At 62.7% G+C, this 16,231-nt stretch carries 17 protein-coding genes and 2 pseudogenes; 9 read left to right on the top strand and 10 right to left on the bottom strand.

All coding sequences use genetic code 11. The features are described from left to right. Positions 1-57 precede the first annotated feature (57 nt). From ACROUL_RS08580 to ACROUL_RS08595, 4 genes are all read right to left on the bottom strand, one after another. On the bottom strand, positions 58-276 hold the full coding sequence (locus tag ACROUL_RS08580) for an integrase core domain-containing protein (protein WP_431299085.1): 219 nt from the start codon (positions 274-276) through the stop codon (positions 58-60). A gap of 52 nt (positions 277-328) precedes the next feature. Next, positions 329-973, bottom strand: a complete 645-nt coding sequence (locus ACROUL_RS08585) for a pyridoxamine 5'-phosphate oxidase family protein (protein ID WP_431299086.1) — start codon at positions 971-973, stop codon at positions 329-331. Between the two features lies 1 nt (position 974). After that, entirely contained in the window at positions 975-1,439 is a 465-nt protein-coding gene (locus tag ACROUL_RS08590) for a DUF1348 family protein (protein WP_431299087.1), read from the bottom strand. A 62-nt stretch (positions 1,440-1,501) separates the two neighbouring features. Further along, a complete protein-coding gene (locus ACROUL_RS08595; RefSeq protein WP_431299088.1) occupies positions 1,502-2,050 on the bottom strand; it encodes a carboxymuconolactone decarboxylase family protein in 549 nt (182 codons plus the stop codon). A gap of 120 nt (positions 2,051-2,170) precedes the next feature. Between ACROUL_RS08595 and ACROUL_RS08600 the strand changes: the two genes are divergently transcribed. Beyond that, the gene (locus ACROUL_RS08600) at positions 2,171-3,070 is read left to right on the top strand and encodes a LysR family transcriptional regulator (RefSeq protein ID WP_431299089.1); all 900 of its coding nucleotides are present in this window, start codon (positions 2,171-2,173) and stop codon (positions 3,068-3,070) included. Between the two features lie 432 nt (positions 3,071-3,502). Here the strand turns inward: ACROUL_RS08600 and ACROUL_RS08605 are convergent. Further along, positions 3,503-4,727: pseudogene (locus ACROUL_RS08605) on the bottom strand (IS3 family transposase). Between the two features lie 446 nt (positions 4,728-5,173). On the opposite strand from ACROUL_RS08605, the gene msuE reads away from it, so the two are divergent. From msuE to ACROUL_RS08635, 6 genes are all read left to right on the top strand, one after another. Further along, positions 5,174-5,725, top strand: coding sequence for an FMN reductase (gene msuE, locus ACROUL_RS08610; RefSeq protein ID WP_431299090.1), 552 nt, complete (start codon positions 5,174-5,176; stop codon positions 5,723-5,725). A 78-nt stretch (positions 5,726-5,803) separates the two neighbouring features. Beyond that, positions 5,804-7,162 (top strand): LLM class flavin-dependent oxidoreductase, encoded by a 1,359-nt coding sequence (locus tag ACROUL_RS08615; RefSeq protein WP_431299091.1) that lies wholly within the window; start codon positions 5,804-5,806, stop codon positions 7,160-7,162. Between the two features lie 3 nt (positions 7,163-7,165). Continuing rightward, a complete protein-coding gene (locus ACROUL_RS08620; RefSeq protein ID WP_431299092.1) occupies positions 7,166-8,005 on the top strand; it encodes an ABC transporter permease in 840 nt (279 codons plus the stop codon). A 25-nt stretch (positions 8,006-8,030) separates the two neighbouring features. Beyond that, entirely contained in the window at positions 8,031-9,002 is a 972-nt protein-coding gene (locus ACROUL_RS08625; protein WP_431299093.1) for an ABC transporter substrate-binding protein, read from the top strand. Positions 9,003-9,014: 12 nt separating this feature from the next. Next, positions 9,015-9,785: an ABC transporter ATP-binding protein gene (locus tag ACROUL_RS08630; RefSeq protein WP_431299094.1), complete on the top strand. Its 771-nt coding sequence runs from the start codon at positions 9,015-9,017 to the stop codon at positions 9,783-9,785. 163 nt (positions 9,786-9,948) lie between these two features. Further along, on the top strand, positions 9,949-10,974 hold the full coding sequence (locus tag ACROUL_RS08635; protein WP_431299095.1) for a sensor histidine kinase: 1,026 nt from the start codon (positions 9,949-9,951) through the stop codon (positions 10,972-10,974). A 45-nt stretch (positions 10,975-11,019) separates the two neighbouring features. Here ACROUL_RS08635 and ACROUL_RS08640 read toward each other — a convergent pair whose 3' ends face one another. Both ACROUL_RS08640 and ACROUL_RS08645 read right to left on the bottom strand, forming a co-directional pair. Further along, complete coding sequence (locus tag ACROUL_RS08640) at positions 11,020-11,259, bottom strand: hypothetical protein (RefSeq protein ID WP_431299096.1); 240 nt, start codon at positions 11,257-11,259, stop codon at positions 11,020-11,022. Between the two features lie 536 nt (positions 11,260-11,795). After that, positions 11,796-12,164, bottom strand: a complete 369-nt coding sequence (locus ACROUL_RS08645; protein ID WP_431299097.1) for a hypothetical protein — start codon at positions 12,162-12,164, stop codon at positions 11,796-11,798. 15 nt (positions 12,165-12,179) lie between these two features. Here ACROUL_RS08645 and ACROUL_RS08650 point away from each other — a divergent pair, with 15 nt between their 5' ends. Continuing rightward, a complete protein-coding gene (locus tag ACROUL_RS08650; protein WP_431299098.1) occupies positions 12,180-12,803 on the top strand; it encodes an MlaE family ABC transporter permease in 624 nt (207 codons plus the stop codon). Continuing rightward, positions 12,803-13,000: pseudogene (locus ACROUL_RS08655) on the top strand (ATP-binding cassette domain-containing protein); the annotation flags it as partial. The gene ACROUL_RS08650 and the pseudogene ACROUL_RS08655, both read left to right, overlap by 1 nt. Before the next feature lie 342 nt (positions 13,001-13,342). On the opposite strand, the gene ACROUL_RS08660 reads toward ACROUL_RS08655, so the two are convergent. The 3 genes from ACROUL_RS08660 to ACROUL_RS08670 all read right to left on the bottom strand — a co-directional run bounded on the left by ACROUL_RS08660 (position 13,343) and on the right by ACROUL_RS08670 (position 16,218). After that, positions 13,343-14,917, bottom strand: coding sequence for an ArnT family glycosyltransferase (locus ACROUL_RS08660; RefSeq protein ID WP_431299099.1), 1,575 nt, complete (start codon positions 14,915-14,917; stop codon positions 13,343-13,345). Positions 14,918-15,160: 243 nt separating this feature from the next. Further along, entirely contained in the window at positions 15,161-15,460 is a 300-nt protein-coding gene (locus ACROUL_RS08665; protein ID WP_431299100.1) for a lipid-A-disaccharide synthase N-terminal domain-containing protein, read from the bottom strand. Further along, positions 15,457-16,218 (bottom strand): glycosyltransferase family 2 protein, encoded by a 762-nt coding sequence (locus ACROUL_RS08670; RefSeq protein ID WP_431299101.1) that lies wholly within the window; start codon positions 16,216-16,218, stop codon positions 15,457-15,459. Before ACROUL_RS08670 ends, ACROUL_RS08665 begins: the two co-directional genes overlap by 4 nt. Positions 16,219-16,231 lie beyond the last annotated feature (13 nt).

Below are 16,231 nucleotides of genomic sequence, written 5' to 3' on the forward strand. Positions count from 1 at the left end.
GTCAACTGATCCGTCCCCAACCTTGGACCGCACGGAGGCCGAGTTTTCCGGCTTGGCTCAGGGCGACGGGCTGGTGACTCCCCCTGTTTTCGTCAGCGTGATCGGGACCTTGTTGCCGGTCGCGCCGTGTGGCCGTTCCTCGTTGTAGTATTTACTCGAAGCCTCCAAATTTTTAGCCGCGTCTACAAGGGTCAGGAACCAGCGGATTGCGTCAGTCATGGTGGCACCCTCACTCCTGAACCTGCCCTTGATGCTTACTGCAGCGAACGGCCACATCCCGCCCGCTTGCGTCGGTCTAAGCGAGACAAACACTAAGGGCGGAAACCCGTCACTTGCAGCGCGGGTTGCGCATTTCTGGTTCGGTCTGCCCAAGCCTGGATCTGAGCATCTCCATCTTCGCTTTCAGATCGGCGATCTCGGCGTCCTTCTTCGCAAGGGCCGTGGCAACATCCACAGCCTCGAACCGTTGGGGAATGTGCTGGGGGCAGTTGGCATCCCAGGCCGCGACTGAAAACAGGATCACCTGTTCAGCGCGCGCCCTGTAATCCTCGGGCATCAGGCGCGCGGTCAGCTCGGCATCCCCCTCGACCACCCGCGCTGTGCCCCAGATCTTGATACGCTGGCGGTGCGCGTAGTCGATCAGGAACAGGTAGGCCTTGGCATTCTCGCCCAGGTTGCCAGTGGTGATGAACTGCCGGTTGCCCGCAAAGTCCACGAAACCTATTGTCCGGTCGTCGAGGACTTTGAGAAACCCCGCCGGCCCGCCGCGATGCTGTATATAAGGCTGGCCGTCGGCGCTAGCGGTTGCCAGAAAGACACTGGTCTGCGCCGCGATGAACGTGCCGAGTTCCGCGCTGATCCGGGTCTGCCAGCCGCCTGATGCTTCCTGCTTTGCATAGGCCGCGCGAGACCCTTTGCGGCTTTGGATTGCCTTTACCGTTTGCGTGAAGGCGATGTCGCTGGACGGGGTCATATCAGAGCCCCAGGTCGTTCAGGCCGGGATGATCCTCGGGCCGCTTGTCCAAGGGCCAACGGAACTTACGGTCAGCTTCGGCGATGGCCAGATCGTTGATCGAGGCATGGCGGCGCGCCATCAGGCCTTCTGCATCAAACTCCCAGTTTTCGTTGCCATAGCTGCGGATCCATTGGCCCGAGGCGTCGTGCCATTCATAGGCAAAGCGCACGGCGATGCGGGCTCCGTGGAAGGCCCAGACTTCCTTTATCAGCCGGTAGTCCAGTTCCTTTGCCCATTTGCGGGTCAGGAAGGCCTCGATTGTCGCGCGGCCCCTCAGGAAGTCTGACCGGTTTCGCCATTGGCTGTCCGGCGTATACGCCAGCGCCACGCGGGCGGGATCGCGCGAGTTCCAGGCGTCCTCGGCCATGCGGGCCTTCTGCGCAGCGGTCTCGGCGGTGAAGGGCGGGAAAGGCGGGCGGGACATGGCACCTCCGGGAGTGTTGGCGCCGCCCATGAGGGGCGGCGCAAAGGGGTGGGGTGGTGACGTTAGGCGGCAAGCGCGCTCACGGCGGGGAAATCAACCTCCGTTTTGGCCACTTCGTTGACGTAGTTGGTCAGGGTGTTCAGCGCGACATGCAGGACGATCTCGACCACCTGGGCGTCGTCATAGCCAGCCAGTTTCACGGCCCGCAGGTCGTGATCGCTGACATGGCCGCGCGCTGTGGTGACGGCCGCTGCAAATTGCACGGCGGCATCGGCCTTGGGATCGCCCGAATGGCCGTTGCGGTTGGCGAGGATCTCCGCCTCGTCCAGCTTGGCGAATTTCTTGCCCAAGAAGGTGTGGGCGGCGAGGCAATAGCTGCAACCGTTGATTTCTGCCACCGCGAGGGCGATCCGCTCGCGCGTGGCAGCCGGCAGGGTGCCCTTGCTCAAGGCGCTGGACAGGCCGAGGTACCCTTCCAGGGCCGATGGGCTGTTGGCCACGACGCGGAACAGGTTGGGAACCGAGCCGAGTTGCTTGCTGACAGCCTCGAGCAGCGGCTTTGCCTCGGCAGGGGCGGCGTCGATCGTGGCGGGGGTTGCGATGCGGGTCATGTGGGTCTCCTGTCTGGGTCGGGCCGTCGCGGCCCGGTGACAGGGAGATAAGTTCTTTCATTTTCCATTGGTATTCAGCAATGTCGGAAGACTTGTTCCCATAATTCGGAAGGCTGGACCATGGACCGCTTCAACGCGATGACTGTCCTGATGGCCGTAGTCCAAGAGGGTAACCTCTCGGCTGCAGGTCGGAAGCTGGGCGTGCCGCTGACGACCGTCAGCCGGAAGGTCGCCGATCTTGAAAGTCATCTGGGTGCGCGCCTGCTGCAACGTTCGAACCGCAGCGTCGCGCTGACCGATGCCGGGAAGTCCTATGTCGAGGCTTGCAAGCGCATCCTTGCCCAGGTTGCTGAGGCCGAGGCGGCCGCCTCTGGTGCGTTCACTGCGGTGCGGGGGGAGTTGACTGTCACTGCGCCCGTGGTTTTCGGGCGTCTGCATGTCCTTCCGGTGGTGACGGAGTTCCTGCGCGCCTATCCGGACATCGACATCCGGCTGATGCTCGCAGACCGGATGCTGCACCTTCAGGACGACCATGTGGACCTTGCCGTCCGCATCGGCACCTTGCCTGACAGCAGCCTCAAGGCGGTCAGAGTTTCCGCTGTGCGCCGAGTGGTCTGCGCGAGCCCGGACTACCTTGCGATACATGGCACCCCGTTTGCCCCCGAGGATCTTGCGCATCACGCTTGCGTCACCTTCACTGGGCTCGGCAACCCCGACCGCTGGACCTTTTCGGAACAGGGGACTGACAAGGTTGTGGCGATCCGTTCGCGCCTTGCCGTCACTACGGCCGAGGCGGCCATCGACGCAGCGGTCGCCGGGCTTGGAGTGACGCGTGTCCTGTCCTATCAGGCCGCCGCAGCGAAGAACTCGAACCTGCTGAGAACGATCCTCGAGCCGTTTGAGCCCGCAGCGATGCCCGTCAGCCTCGTCTATGATGGCCAAGGCACCTTGCCGCTGAAGCTGCGCGCCTTCCTGGATTTCGCAGCGCCAAAACTGAAGGGACGCCTCGCCGCTGGCTAGGCCTGACCCCGCAGTGGCCGGCGGCATTACCCCCGGTCTTGGTTGAATGGCCGCTTTGGGCAGTTCACGTCATCGGAAGAGGCCAGAAGACGCGAAGGGCTGATTTTGCCTGACAGGACCGCTCCCCCAAGATCCTGCTGCTTTCGGTGTAGAGACCTGGCGACCAAGCCTGCGCACGGAACAGGGTTTTGGAAAACGCGTTCGAAGCTGTGCTGGCAATAGCAGTTGGTTCATACGAGGCAAAATGGAGAGGGTAAGCTACGGCGGTTGCGCGTCCCCGCAACCAAAATATAACAAACATATCAAGAAGTTACGAGCCGCCTTCCGGGCGGCTTTTTGCGTTCCAAACCGCGGGTCAACAATAGGTCAACAAAACGAGGCAAGTTGCGACGCCCACCTGGCCTGCCCCGATCGAGTGGTCCGGTTACAGTCTTAGTGCATGACGGGTCTTGGCGCTACGGCCGGGGTGGCCGGCGGAGCGGCTCCGGATGGCGAAGCCGGCCATTGGATGACCTCGGGAGCTGGCGGGCGATACCCAGTGATGAGTGCGGGCGCTTTGTGTTGTAGTGGCGGCGCCAAGACTCGATGACGATCCGTGCCTCGGCGAGGCTGTAGAAGATCTCCCCGTTGAGCAGCTCGTCTCGGAGTTTCGAGTTGAAGCTCTCGCAGGTGCCGTTCTCCCAGGGGCTGCCAGGCTCGATGCAGGCGGTCTTTGCGCCGACGGCGGCGTCCAGTCCCTTACAGCTTTGGCAATGAACTCCGGGCCGTTGTCGGACCGTATGTGATCCGGCACGCCGCGCAGGATGAAGAGATCGGACAAGACGTCGATGACGTCGGTCGATCGGAGCCTCCTGTCGATCCGGATTGCCAGGCACTCCCGGGTGAACTCGTCGATGAGGTTGAGCATGCGGAACTTCCTTCCATCGTGGGTTCGGCTTTCAACGAAGTCGTAAGACCAGACGTGGTTCGGACGCTCTGGCCGGAGACGGATGCAGGACCCATCATTCAGCCAGAGCCGGCCCTTCTTCGGTTGTTTTGCAGGCACCTTCAGCCCCTCCCGCCGCCAGATCCGCTCGACCCGCTTCACATTCACCGCCCAGCCCGCCTCGCGTAGAAGAGCCGTGATCCGGCGGTAGCCGTAGCGACCAAACTGGCTGGCGAGCGCGATGATGTCCGCGGTGAGAGCCTCCTCGTCGGCCCGGCCCTGCGGCATCTTCCGCTTTGTCGAGCGATACTGCCCGAGGACACGACAGGCGAACCGATCCGAGATCCGGAACTTCTGCCTGACATGCTCGATGCAAGCACGGCGACGGGCGGGGCTCAGAAGTTTCGCTACGCGGACCTTCGGTTCCCGATGCGGCCTCCCGCAGTATGAGCTTCTCGAGCGTCAGGTCGGAGACCGCCTTCCGGAGACGCTCCCTCGCCATTGGGCTCGAACCAATGGCGCCTCAATGGCTCGATCCTTCTCGAGCTCCTTCAGCCGCTTCACCTGGTCATTCTTCAACCCGCCGAACTCCTTGCGCCACCGATAGTAGGTGAACTGCGTCACGCCGATCGAGCGCACGGCTTCGGAAACCGAATGGCCTTGCGACACCAACACGTCGACCTGCCGCAGCTTTGCGACGATCTCCTCCGGCTCGTGCTTCTTCTGGGGCATTCCTGCATCCTCCAAATGGCTCGTAAGCAATACCTCAGGGAGGACCACTTTTCAGGGGGCAGACCCCTTAGCGGCCACCCCCGGGACCTTCCGGTCGGCAATAGGGCGAAAGCGCTTGCCGGAATCTTCGGTGTTCTGACCTTCACACATTTTTTTGCCCAAGAGGCGAGAGTGAAAGAGCCTGCTGCGGCAGGCTGCGGAGTTCAAATCATAGGATGGTGATTCCAACGCATTGGCGCCTGTTCGGTCATGCTATTGGCGAGCCTGAATTGAACGGCGAATGATCGAGCTCTTGTCACCGCTCAGGGGGCGCAAAGGATCAAAACTCTCTTTGACCGTGTTCAGGAAACAGTTTCCCGCCGAAAATTCTCCTGTCTTTGGAATGGCCCAAGCCGCGTTCTGCTGCCAATATACACGACAAGATCAATCGTTTATTGGAGCCATCCATGTCCCTCCGCGTTGTCGGCTTTGCCGGTAGTCTCAGCCGCCCTTCGAAAACCCGCTCGCTAGTCGATCTGGTTACACTGAGAGCGGCAGCCGCCTTGGGTGCAGCGGCCACGACCTATGACCTGACCGATCTGCAGCCCGGCCTTGGCACCGCGCAGACGCTGGACGATCTTGATGGCCTGCCGCGCGCGATCGTGGCCGCCATACTGTCGGCGGATGCGCTGGTCGTGGGCAGCCCGGTCTACAAGGGCAGCTACACAGGCCTCTTCAAGCATCTCTTCGATCTGATCGACCCCGCCGCTCTGGCTGGCAAGCCAGTGCTTTTGACGGCGACGGGCGGCGGCGACAAGCATACCTTGGTCATCGAACATCAACTTCGCCCACTGTTCGGCTTCTTCGAGGCGGCCACTCTGCCGACCGGGGTCTATGCTTCCGGCGCAGATTTCAGCGACGGGGTTCCTGCATCACCGCCGCTTCTGGCACGCATTGATCGCGCCGTCAGTCAGTTTGCGACCGGGTTAAAGCACGAGCCCGCCGCCACCGCCGCCTGATCCAATCACCCTTTGCAGACAACCTGCAACCCGCCCTTTGGCGGGGCAAATCCCGGCTTGCCCGAAAGGACCTGAACAATGCCCAACACCCGCAAGATCAGACTTGGCGCTTTTCTTCCCGGCGGAGGCCAGCACATCGCAGCCTGGCGCCACCCTGACAGCCCCGCCGATGGGGCGACCAGCTTCGACTTCCACGTCAAGCTCGCGCAAGAGGCAGAACGTGGTCTCTTTGATGCCTATTTCCTTGCCGACGGCCTTGCCATCGCGTTCGGCGGCGGGATCGAAGGCGGCAACGCGAAGGTCGCAGGATTTGAGCCAGTCACGCTGTTTTCCGCTTTGGCTCCGCTGACCAAGAACCTCGGCTTCATCGCCACAGCCTCCACCACCTATGAGGAACCCTATAACCTCGCCCGGAAGTTCGCCTCGCTCGATCTGATCAGCGACGGTCGCGCCGGATGGAACGTGGTTACGACGGCAACAGAGTCCGCCGCGCACAACTTCAACCTCGATCAGCAGCATCCGCACGCCGTCCGCTACAAACGGGCTGCCGAGCATGTCGATGTGGTCAAGAAGCTCTGGGACAGCTTCGAGGACGACGCCTTCTTGCGCGACAAGGAGTCGGGCCGGTTCTTCGACCCCGAAAAGGTGCACTACACCGACCACAAGGGCGAGTACTTCAAGGTCAAGGGACCGCTCAATGTCAGCCGTTCGGCTCAAGGTCACCCGGTGATCGTGCAGGCCGGCCAGTCGGATGACGGCCGGGGGTTGGCAGCGGCGACGGCCGAGGTGATCTTCACTGCCCACCAGAAGCTGGACACCGCGCAGGAGTTCTATCGCGATGTAAAGGCCCGCGCGCGCGGTCTGGGGCGCGACCCCGACCACATCCTGATCATGCCCGGCGTGTCGCCCTTCGTCGGCGGGACTGAAGCCGAAGCCCGGGAGAAATACGACCGTCTGACCAGCCTGATCCTGGAGGAAGACGGCATAGCGCTCATCAGGGGCCTGACGGGGGGAACGTTGGACCTGACCGGAGTGGACCTTGACGGCCCGCTGCCTGCGGTGGAACCAACCGAAGGGATGAAGTCTCGCCAATCGCTGATCCGACAGATCGCCGATGAGAACGGCTTTACCATCCGCCAACTCTACCAGCATGTCGCCAGCGCGCGGGGACACTTCACCATCGTCGGCACGCCCGCCCAGATCGTCGATGTGCTGGAGGACTGGTTCCACAACGAAGGCGCGGACGGCTTCAACATCCTGCCTCCGTGGCTGCCCACCGGTCTGACCGATTTTGTCGATCTGGTGATCCCTGAACTGCAGCGCCGCGGCCTGTTCCGCACCGCTTACGAAGGCCGCACCCTGCGCGAAAACCTGGGCCTTCCGTTCCCCGAAACCCGTTGGGCGGCCCAGCGCCGTTCAGCCCATGCGGCGGAGTGAGCCATGACCTTCCAGAGCCTCGATTCCTCCCCGGTCGCCTCTGTCGAAGTCCCCCTCGGTGCAGCCATCCTGCGCCGGGGGGCTGGAGCCGCGCAATCCGTGCTCCGCCGCTACGGCCTTGTTGCCGGGTTCCTCGCCGTCTGGCAGATCGGCTCCACATTCGGATGGATCAACCCGACCGTCTTTCCGCCGCTCGACAAGATCCTCGCCGCGACGTGGGAGGGGATTGCCGGAGGCAAACTGCTGGATGACATCGCGATCAGCCTGCAACGATCGGGCCTTGCCTTTGCCGCCGCCGTGGGCCTCGGCATCCCGCTCGGCCTTTTCATGGGCCAGATCCGCGCCGTCGAGGAGGCGCTGGACCCGCTGTTGCAGTTCTTCCGCCAGACCTCAGCACTGGCGCTTTACCCGGTGTTCATCCTGCTTCTCGGTCTTGGCGAAGCCTCCAAGGTCTTCGTGATCTTCTGGGCAACCCTATTCCCGATCCTTCTGGCCACCATTGGCGGGGTGAAGGAAGTCGACCGAAAGCTGATCGAGATGGCCACGACCTTCGGCGCCTCCCGCGCCACGATCTTCCGCCGCGTGGTTCTACCCGCCAGTGTCCCCTCGATCTTCGTGGGCCTTCGCCTGTCAGCCACCACCGCTCTGCTGCTGCTGATCGCGGCCGAGATGATCGGGGCGAACAAGGGCCTCGGGTTCCAGGTGATGAACGCCCAATACAACTTCCAGATCCCGCAGATGTTCGCGGCGATCCTTCTCCTTGCCGTCCTTGGCCTCTCGGCCAACGCCGTCCTCGTCACGCTTCAGCGGCGTCTGTGCCGCTGGGCCGATCTGAACCAATGATCCCCGCAACCAAAGGACCAAACCAATGACCTTCTTTCGCACCCTCGCGCTTTCGACCGCGCTTACCCTTCCGCTCACGCCCGCCTTCGCCGACGTGACCATCCGCTACCTTGCAAGCCAGGGCGGCCTTTCCGCCCATGAACTTGCCGCCGAGCTTGGTTACTTCGACGGCACCGGCATCACGCTGGAAAACGTGGGCTACGCGCAGGGTGGGCCTGCCTCACTGGTCGCCTTGGCCGGGGGTAGCGTCGAGCTTGGCTCAGCCGCCACCGCCGCCGTCCTGAACTCCATCGCCGCAGGAAATGACTTTGTCGCGGCCTACCCGTCGAACGGCATCAACGATGAGGCCCAGTCGATCTTCTATGTGCTAGAGGACAGCCCGATCAAGACGGTGGAGGACATCGTCGGCAAGACCATCGCGGTGAACACGCTCGGCGCCCACCTCGACTATGTGGTCCGCGAGGCGCTTCACCAGAAGGGCCTCGCGGAGGACAGCGCCAACCTGATCGTCGTGCCAGGCCCGCAGCTTGAACAGGTCTTGCGTTCGAAACAGGTCGATGTGTCAGCGTTCGGCTATTGGCAGACCACCTTCACGGGTGCGGCCCTGCAGAACGGCGGCCTTCGCGCCGTGTTTGACGACACCGATGTTCTGGGCGAGATCGCGGGCGGCTTTGTCGTCTTGCGCCGCGACTGGATCGAGGCGCACCCGGAAGAGGCCAAGGCCTTTGTCGAAGGCTCGGTGAAGGCGCTGGACTATGCCCGCGAGAACCCCGAGGAAACCAAGTCAATCTTCGCCCGCGTCTTGGCCGAACGTGATGAAAACGCCGACGTGGCCAAGTTCTTTGCGGGCTATGGCGTGCGCGAAGGCGGACTTCCAGTGGAACGCGACATCCAGTTCTGGATCGACGTTCTGGAACGTCAGGGCACTGTTGAGCCGGGCAAGCTGGTTGCCAAGGACATTCTCTATGTGACGGGCGACAGCCCGGCCACCAACTGAAGGCGCAGGGGCATGAGCGTGGTTGAAACAACCCGCCGCGGAGAGGTCACCGTGCGTGACCTCTCCAAATCTTTCACGCTGAACGGCCAGCGTTTGAACGTGCTGCGCGATCTTCAACTTGACGTGCGGGGCGGCGAGGCTCTTGCCATCGTCGGCCCCTCTGGCTGCGGCAAGACCACGCTTCTGCGCGTGCTTGCAGGCCTTGAAGCCCCGGACAAGGGCGAGGTGCTGATCGACGGCTACCCCGTTCAGGGCCTGGGCACCGAGCGCGCCATCATCTTCCAGGAACCGCGCCTTCTGCCTTGGCTAACGGTGCTCGGGAACGTGTCCTTCGGCCTTACCGTGCGCGGCCTGTCACCTGCCGAAGCCGAGACTCGTGCACACTACTACATACGGCTGGTGGGGCTTAGCGACTTCGAGTCCGCCTATCCCCGCCAGCTTTCCGGCGGCATGGCACAACGGGTGGGCATCGCCCGCGCTCTGACCGTTCAGCCGGAAATCCTCCTTTTGGACGAACCACTCGGCGCGCTGGATGCCATGACCAAGTTGACCATGCAGGAAGAACTGTCCCGGATCTGGCGTGAGGAGAAGGTAACGATGATCCTCGTCACCCATGATCTGGAGGAAGCCATCTTCCTGGCGGATCGCGTGTTGGTTCTGCCAAAGGGAAAAGGAGCCGTTCCCCGTGTGATCGAAGTGAATCTACACAGGCCGAGGGATCGAAGCGACCCGAGCTTTGTAGATATGCGCAGGCACCTGATGGCGCAGTTTGGTTTGCATTAGGCAGCCGCGCACTTTGTCACGTTCGCGACTGGCATGCTCCCGGTTCCCTGTTCGGTGCCTTGAAAGCACTGGCACACGCGTGTGGACGCAGGACCCATATTCCGGCAATCAGCAGGCAAGGTCGCGTTTTGATGGTATAGGCGACGATAGAAGGCCACAGTGCGTGGAATCTTCCCTGAGGTTCCGAATGTCATCCAGCAAGTTCAGCCCCCCTGAGTGGAACCACGATGACCTTCGACGCGCCGTCGATGCCGCCGGTGTGGCCATGTGGCAGTGGAACGTCGATACGGACGGGCTGGCCATGGACCTTCGCGGCTATGAACTCTGGGGTGTTCCCCCAGCGGAAGACCTGACGTTCGAGCTTCTTTCCGAAAAGATCCATCCGGCAGATCGCAACCGGGTTCGCGAGGCTTTTTCCGCGACACGGTCCGTCACCGGGAGCTACGAGATCGACTTCAGAACCTTGTTCGGAGAAGACGTCCGCTGGATTTCCGCGCGTGGACAGGGCAGCGATGTCGGCATCCTCAGGCGTGCCATGACTGGGATTTTCATTGACATCACAGACCGCAAGCAGGCCGAGGAGGGCAATGAACTGCTGGCCGGAGAAATGAGCCACCGCGTCAAGAACCTGCTGGCGATCGCAAGTGCTCTGACCAAGATTACCATGCGGTCCTCGACATCGATCGAGGATATGTCCAAGCAGCTAACTCAACGGTTGATGGCCCTTGGCCGGGCACACGATCTGGTGCGTCCTTTGCCGAGGGACCAGGGCAAGGCCGCGCTCCTTGGAGATTTGCTGACAGTGCTGCTGTCACCCTATGACGACGACGGCGCCTTCGCCGGACGCATCCGGGTGGCCGTGCCCCGCATGGGCATCGGCGAAGCAGCAGCAACCAACTTGGCTCTGGTTCTGCACGAGCTTGCCACGAACTCGGTGAAGTACGGCGCGCTATCGGTTGAAACCGGGACGCTTGACATATCGGGCAGTCTGGCAGGCGAGGATGTCCAGATCGACTGGACCGAACACGGCGGGCCAGAAGCTGTCGCACCACGAAACGGCGACAGTTATGGCAGCAAGCTGATCAGCCAGACCATCGAACGGCAGCTGGGCGGATCGATGCAGTACGATTGGTTGGGCACCGGGCTGATCGTGACCATCCTAATCAAGGCGGCACGGCTGGCCGAGTGAAGCTGCCCGTGGAACGCCACACGCCCTTCGACACCTTCCCGTGAGCTACACAAGGAAAAAGCGGATCATCTCGGCGCTGGGATCGGGTCCGGTGGGATCGGTGTAACTGCCACTGCGTGAGCCGCCGGACCAGGCATGACCCAGACCTGCGATCTCCCAATGCTCTGCCAGCACTAGGTCTGCAGAGTCAGTCGTGACGTTGCGCGAGTACGAGCGTCCCTTGATCTCTACGCTCAACAACTGCTCGCGTGACACGGTCACCTCGTTGCGGGGTATGCCTTCCACCAACCCATCAGCTGGAATGCGTACTGGTCGCGCGCTTGGGTGCAAGGTGAGGTACTCTTCGTCCAGATGCAGCTTGTCGATCTCCGGACCTTGCGACCCGCCGCCGCAGCTGGGTTCGGGTCGATCCTCATTCAGACTTTAGTCGAACATAGGTGGCGGGGACGGATCGAAATCGCGACAGAGCCTCATTTCGGATCAGCTTCGCAATCCCCGTTGCATAGCTAACGGTTGTAACCAGACATTGCTAGCCAAGCGCGGTTCGTGACCACGTTTTCATCGGGAACCCTCTAAGCGGTTCATTCTTTATACCGAGCGAACTTTCTGGCCCGGCGTGCAGTGAGCGAGCACGTGCGGCGGCTTGGGACATTCGTTCGGCCTGGTGGCCACACCAAATGGATGAGTCCCGATGATCAGGAACCGCACAGACTGTGACAGACTTTCAGATGACCGCGCCGGATACGCGAGGGCGATAAGTTTCCCTGGCAAACGGTGATGCTCCGAATGCAGCCCGTGCCAACCTTGTCGGCGCCTTCACGTTAAACAATCTGGACCAGCAAAGAGATTTTCTCAAAAGCCAATCCGGAGCGGGAATAATCGACCTCTCCTCGGTTACCTGGCTTGATACTGCCGGGGCGTGGGCCATCGCGTCCTTCCAAGCAGCGCAGAAAGCCGAAGGGCGCACTGTCGCGATCGACAACGCAACCGAGGCTCAAAGCCTGCTTTTGCAGACCGTCACCGATGCCATGCCACTGCCCCGTAAGCGCCGCCGCCGCCTTCCGCACCACAAAGCCGGCGACATGCTGGTGGACCTTGGCACAGCGGTCTCGGTGTTCTCCGTCGGGATTGCCGATGCCGTAGGCTTCCTCGGGCTTGTTCTTACCAAAATGGCGACGACAGTTCTTCATCCCTCGCGCCTGCGCGTGACTGCACTCGTGCACCACATGAAGGAGGCCGGCCTCAACGCCGTGCCCATCGTCGCGCTGATGGGTTTCCTGATCGGGATCGTCCTCGCGTTCCAGGGGGCATCGCAGCTGGAACAGTTCGGCGCAGAAATCTATGTGATTGATCTCATCTCGATCTCGATGCTGCGCGAACTTGGCATCCTGCTGACGGCCATCATTGTAGCCGGTCGATCCGCATCGGCCTTCACCGCAGCCATCGGCTCGATGAAGATGCGCGAAGAGATCGACGCCATGCGCGTCTTTGCGCTTTTGCTCCTGCTGCCCGTCCTTGGTTTCGTGGCCAACATGGCCGGTCTTCTGGGTGGGGCACTCATGGCCTGGATCGACCTTGGCATTTCGCCTGCGATGTTTCGGACGCAGCTTGCGGCCAACACATCGGTGACGCACGCGCTGGTCGGGCTGTCTAAGGCGCCGGTTTTTGCGATAATCATCGGCGCGGTGGGCTGCTATCAGGGCCTTAAGGTCGCTGGAAACACCGACTCTCTTGGCAGTCGAACTTCGCGGTCAGTCCTGGTGGCAATCTTCCTCGTCATTGTCGTTGATGCATTGGCTTCGATCTTCTTTTCCGTTTGGGGGGTTTGATGGATAGCGCGGTCATCACGGTGCGGAAGCTGACCAATCGGTTTGGCAAGACCACCGTGCATCATGGGCTTGACCTTGAGGTGCGCCGGGGCGAGGTGCTTGGCGTGGTCGGTGCCTCGGGCAGCGGCAAGTCGGTCCTGCTGCGAAGTATCGTGGGGCTGCAGCGCCCTTCCGCCGGTACCATCAACGTGCTCGGGAGATGCCCGAATGTCCGCGTCTAGTCGGCGCCAGGGCCGTTTAAACCTTGTTCTAAAGGTCAAACTTCATTGTCACCATTTAGCTCACGACAAGGTTTGCGTTCGTCGACCCCAGCGCCGCATTCAGAGCGAACTCCCCGGATACTGCGACGTCAGCGGGTCGATCATGCAATGCGTGTCGAGCCAATCATTACTGAATGTTCCTGCGGTCCTTTTGCCACCACTGTCGCACCGAGGCCTGCGGAGCTGAAACCCGAAGCTGGCCTTGTTGTTCAGGGGATACGCGCCACCGCTCCGATGCGTGCGGCTATCAGTGATGCTCTTTCCCTCGACTTTTCCCCGTTACGGCAGGCGGAACAGCCGGAGCCTCTTGCCAGCGAGCCATGCTTCGCCGGACGGCGAGATGGCGAGGGGTAGGTCGCGGGTGGTGACGACCAATCCGCCGGGGTGAGCGTTGATCCACGGCTCCAGCTCGTTGTCAGCCAAAACCGTGATCGGGGCGGTCAGCCGGGCCGTGAAGCCAAACTCGCCTTGGTAGGGATAGGCGGCGATGGCCACCCCGGTGTCGGGCGCGCGGGCCAGTTCGGCGGCGAAGCGGGTGGTGTCGAAATGTTCCATAAGCGCTGGGCGCAGGCTGACATGGGTGACCAGCAGTGCCACAGGCGCCACCAGCGCCCAGCCCAGCAGCGGGGCGCGGCGGGTTGCGACCAGAATAGTGGCCACCCCGGCCAGCGCGATGGCAGCCGCAACGGCCAGTGTCGCGGGGCCCAGCGTCACCACCTCGACCCCGTCCAACTGCGCCGATCCGGTGGACAGGAGGGTGGCCCAGACCATCACCGGCAGGATGACGGCAAGGGCCGCAACGACCGGCCCCCAGCCCCGCTGCGGCGCGGGGGCAGCGGCCATTGCCAGCGCGGCGGCGGGAAGGGCTGGTATCAGGTAATGCACCTGCTTGCCCGAGATCAGAGAGAAAAGGACGATCGTGCTAAGCCCCCAGATCGCCAGCAGCCGCGCGCGATGGTCGCGCCAGAGGCCCGCCGAGCGGAGGCTTCGCAGGGCAGAAGGGCGCCACGCCCAGGGCCACAGAAGCACCGGCAGCACTGCGAGGAAGAACCAGAACGGCCGTGCATGGTCGAACGCGTTGACCATCCGGCCCGCGCTTTGCCGCCAGAGCACCTCTTCGCGGTATTCCGGCCCGCCTAGCCACAACGCGGGAATCAGCCACAGCGACAGAAGCACCAGCGCCATGCCGATAGCGGCGGCGACGCGAGTATACCAGGCAGCCGGACGGCCCGGCGTATCGGCCAGCGACCAGAGCGGGCGGGTGAGCGCAAGCGGCATCAAGTGCACAAGGATCACCGGCCCTTTCGCCAGCACTCCGAAGGCAAGCGCCGCACCAAAGGCCAACGTGGCCGTCCAGCGCCCGCCCGCATCCATGCGCAAAAGCGCCAGCACCCCAAGCAGGGTGGCCGAAGCGAGCATGGTGTCGAACATCGTCAGCGAGCCGTAAAGCGCGAAGATTCCCGTCGTGGCCAGGATCAGCGCCGCCGTCGGCCCCAGCGTCCGGCGATTAGGGAAGAGCGCCAAGCCCAGCCACCAGGTCAGCGCCACGCTCAGCACTCCGAAGGCCGGTGCCACGAGGCGGCCGGCAAAGTCGCTGACGCCGGTTACCGACCAGACCAGGTTGATCAGCCAGAACAAAAGCGGCGGCTTGTGGCCATAAATCTCGCCGTTCAGGTGAGGGACAATGAAGGTACCGTCGCGCTGCATCTCCCAGGCGACCGAGAGATAGCGGGTCTCGTCCACCGGCAGCACCGGCCGCATCAGCGGCAGCAGGACGGCGCAGCCGATTGCCAGCCCCAGTGCCAGAAGCCCCACGCTGCGGGCCGATGCGTGCTGTCCGAACAATGGCGTCATGCGGGGGATCCTGAGAAGCTGGGAGGTAAAAGGCGAGGCCAGCGCAGTTTCGGCACCCAAGCCAAGGCGATGCCAAAGGCCACATCCGGCAGGTCGGCGCCGGACCGGAGATGCTGGTCGTTGCCCAGGCGCTGCATGGCCGAGAGGGTCGGGAATGGCTTTGCCCGCGGTGTGCGCCAGATCCACGGCGCCCCGATCCCCGGCCTGAAAGCTGGCACCCGGACCCAAGCTGCCGTACTGGGCTCAGGGCTTGCGGCTGGCATGGATCAGCCACAGGTTTCGGGAATAGATGACCACGCCCAGCGTCTGGCCCAGCACGAAGACCGGGTCCTTGCGGTACAGCGCATAGGCCAGAAGCATGAACCCACCAATCAACGAGAAGTACCAGAAGGCCACCGGCATCACCGACGACCGCGCACGTTCCGAGGCGATCCACTGCACGAGGAAGCGGGCGGTGAACATCAACTGGGCGCAAAGCCCGAAGATGACCCAGGCGAGCTCGGTTCTGCTGTTCACGTGGAGGGCATCCATCAGCCAGGTCATGGGTGTCTTTCTGTTTCAGCGTCAGGGCGCCGGAGGACTTCGGTGGGGCGGGCTTTCTTGCCGCGCCGCAACAGCCAGGCAACGCCCATCAGGTCGAAGATCCCGACAATCCCGCGCTGCAGGTTCGAGTAATGCGACCTGCCCCCGCCACGCGGCCGGTGCGTCACGTCGACATGCGCGATCCGCCAGCCATCCCGCGCAAAGAGCGCTGGCAGATAGCGGTGCATGTGGTCAAAATAAGGGAGCGCAAGGAAGGCATCGCGTCGAAAGATCTTTAGGCCGCAGCCAGTGTCACGCGTTCCGTCCTGCAGCACCCAGGACCGCAGGCTGTTCGCAAAGCGCGAGGCGAGGCGGCGTGCCATCGTGTCCTTGCGGCCAACGCGTTGCCCGGCCACCAGACCCAGCGTCTCGGACCCGGATGCGAGAAAGGGTGCGAGCAGGCGCGGCAGTTCCTCGGGTGGGTTCTGTCCGTCGCCGTCCAACGTACAGATCAGGTCGTATCGCGCTGCCATCACGCCTGAATGGATGGCCGCCGACTGTCCGCCGGACCGGTCATGCCGCAACACCCGCAACATCGGCCAGTCTTGCCGGGCGCCGTGAAGAACCGCAGCCATGCCGTCGTCAGAACCATCGTCGACGACGATTATCTCGAACAGGCCGGTCGAAGACATGCTGCGCGCAATGCCTTCGATGAGCGGAATGATATTGCTGGCTTCGTTCCGACAGGGAACAACGATGGACGTCGGTGTGCCGACCATGAAACTATCTTTA

Source organism: Tabrizicola sp. BL-A-41-H6 (assembly GCF_050632395.1).
Classification (GTDB): domain Bacteria; phylum Pseudomonadota; class Alphaproteobacteria; order Rhodobacterales; family Rhodobacteraceae; genus JAUYQR01.

Coding starts and splice junctions, on each gene's coding strand:
- msuE (WP_431299090.1), top strand. CDS start 5,174: ATGTCCCTCCGCGTTGTCGGCTTTGCCGGTAGTCTCAGCCGCCCTTCG.
- ACROUL_RS08645 (WP_431299097.1), bottom strand. CDS start 12,164: ATGAAGAACTGTCGTCGCCATTTTGGTAAGAACAAGCCCGAGGAAGCC.
- ACROUL_RS08665 (WP_431299100.1), bottom strand. CDS start 15,460: ATGACCTGGCTGATGGATGCCCTCCACGTGAACAGCAGAACCGAGCTC.
- ACROUL_RS08580 (WP_431299085.1), bottom strand. CDS start 276: ATGTGGCCGTTCGCTGCAGTAAGCATCAAGGGCAGGTTCAGGAGTGAG.
- ACROUL_RS08625 (WP_431299093.1), top strand. CDS start 8,031: ATGACCTTCTTTCGCACCCTCGCGCTTTCGACCGCGCTTACCCTTCCG.
- ACROUL_RS08620 (WP_431299092.1), top strand. CDS start 7,166: ATGACCTTCCAGAGCCTCGATTCCTCCCCGGTCGCCTCTGTCGAAGTC.
- ACROUL_RS08595 (WP_431299088.1), bottom strand. CDS start 2,050: ATGACCCGCATCGCAACCCCCGCCACGATCGACGCCGCCCCTGCCGAG.
- ACROUL_RS08630 (WP_431299094.1), top strand. CDS start 9,015: ATGAGCGTGGTTGAAACAACCCGCCGCGGAGAGGTCACCGTGCGTGAC.
- ACROUL_RS08660 (WP_431299099.1), bottom strand. CDS start 14,917: ATGACGCCATTGTTCGGACAGCACGCATCGGCCCGCAGCGTGGGGCTT.
- ACROUL_RS08600 (WP_431299089.1), top strand. CDS start 2,171: ATGGACCGCTTCAACGCGATGACTGTCCTGATGGCCGTAGTCCAAGAG.
- ACROUL_RS08670 (WP_431299101.1), bottom strand. CDS start 16,218: ATGGTCGGCACACCGACGTCCATCGTTGTTCCCTGTCGGAACGAAGCC.
- ACROUL_RS08590 (WP_431299087.1), bottom strand. CDS start 1,439: ATGTCCCGCCCGCCTTTCCCGCCCTTCACCGCCGAGACCGCTGCGCAG.
- ACROUL_RS08585 (WP_431299086.1), bottom strand. CDS start 973: ATGACCCCGTCCAGCGACATCGCCTTCACGCAAACGGTAAAGGCAATC.
- ACROUL_RS08615 (WP_431299091.1), top strand. CDS start 5,804: ATGCCCAACACCCGCAAGATCAGACTTGGCGCTTTTCTTCCCGGCGGA.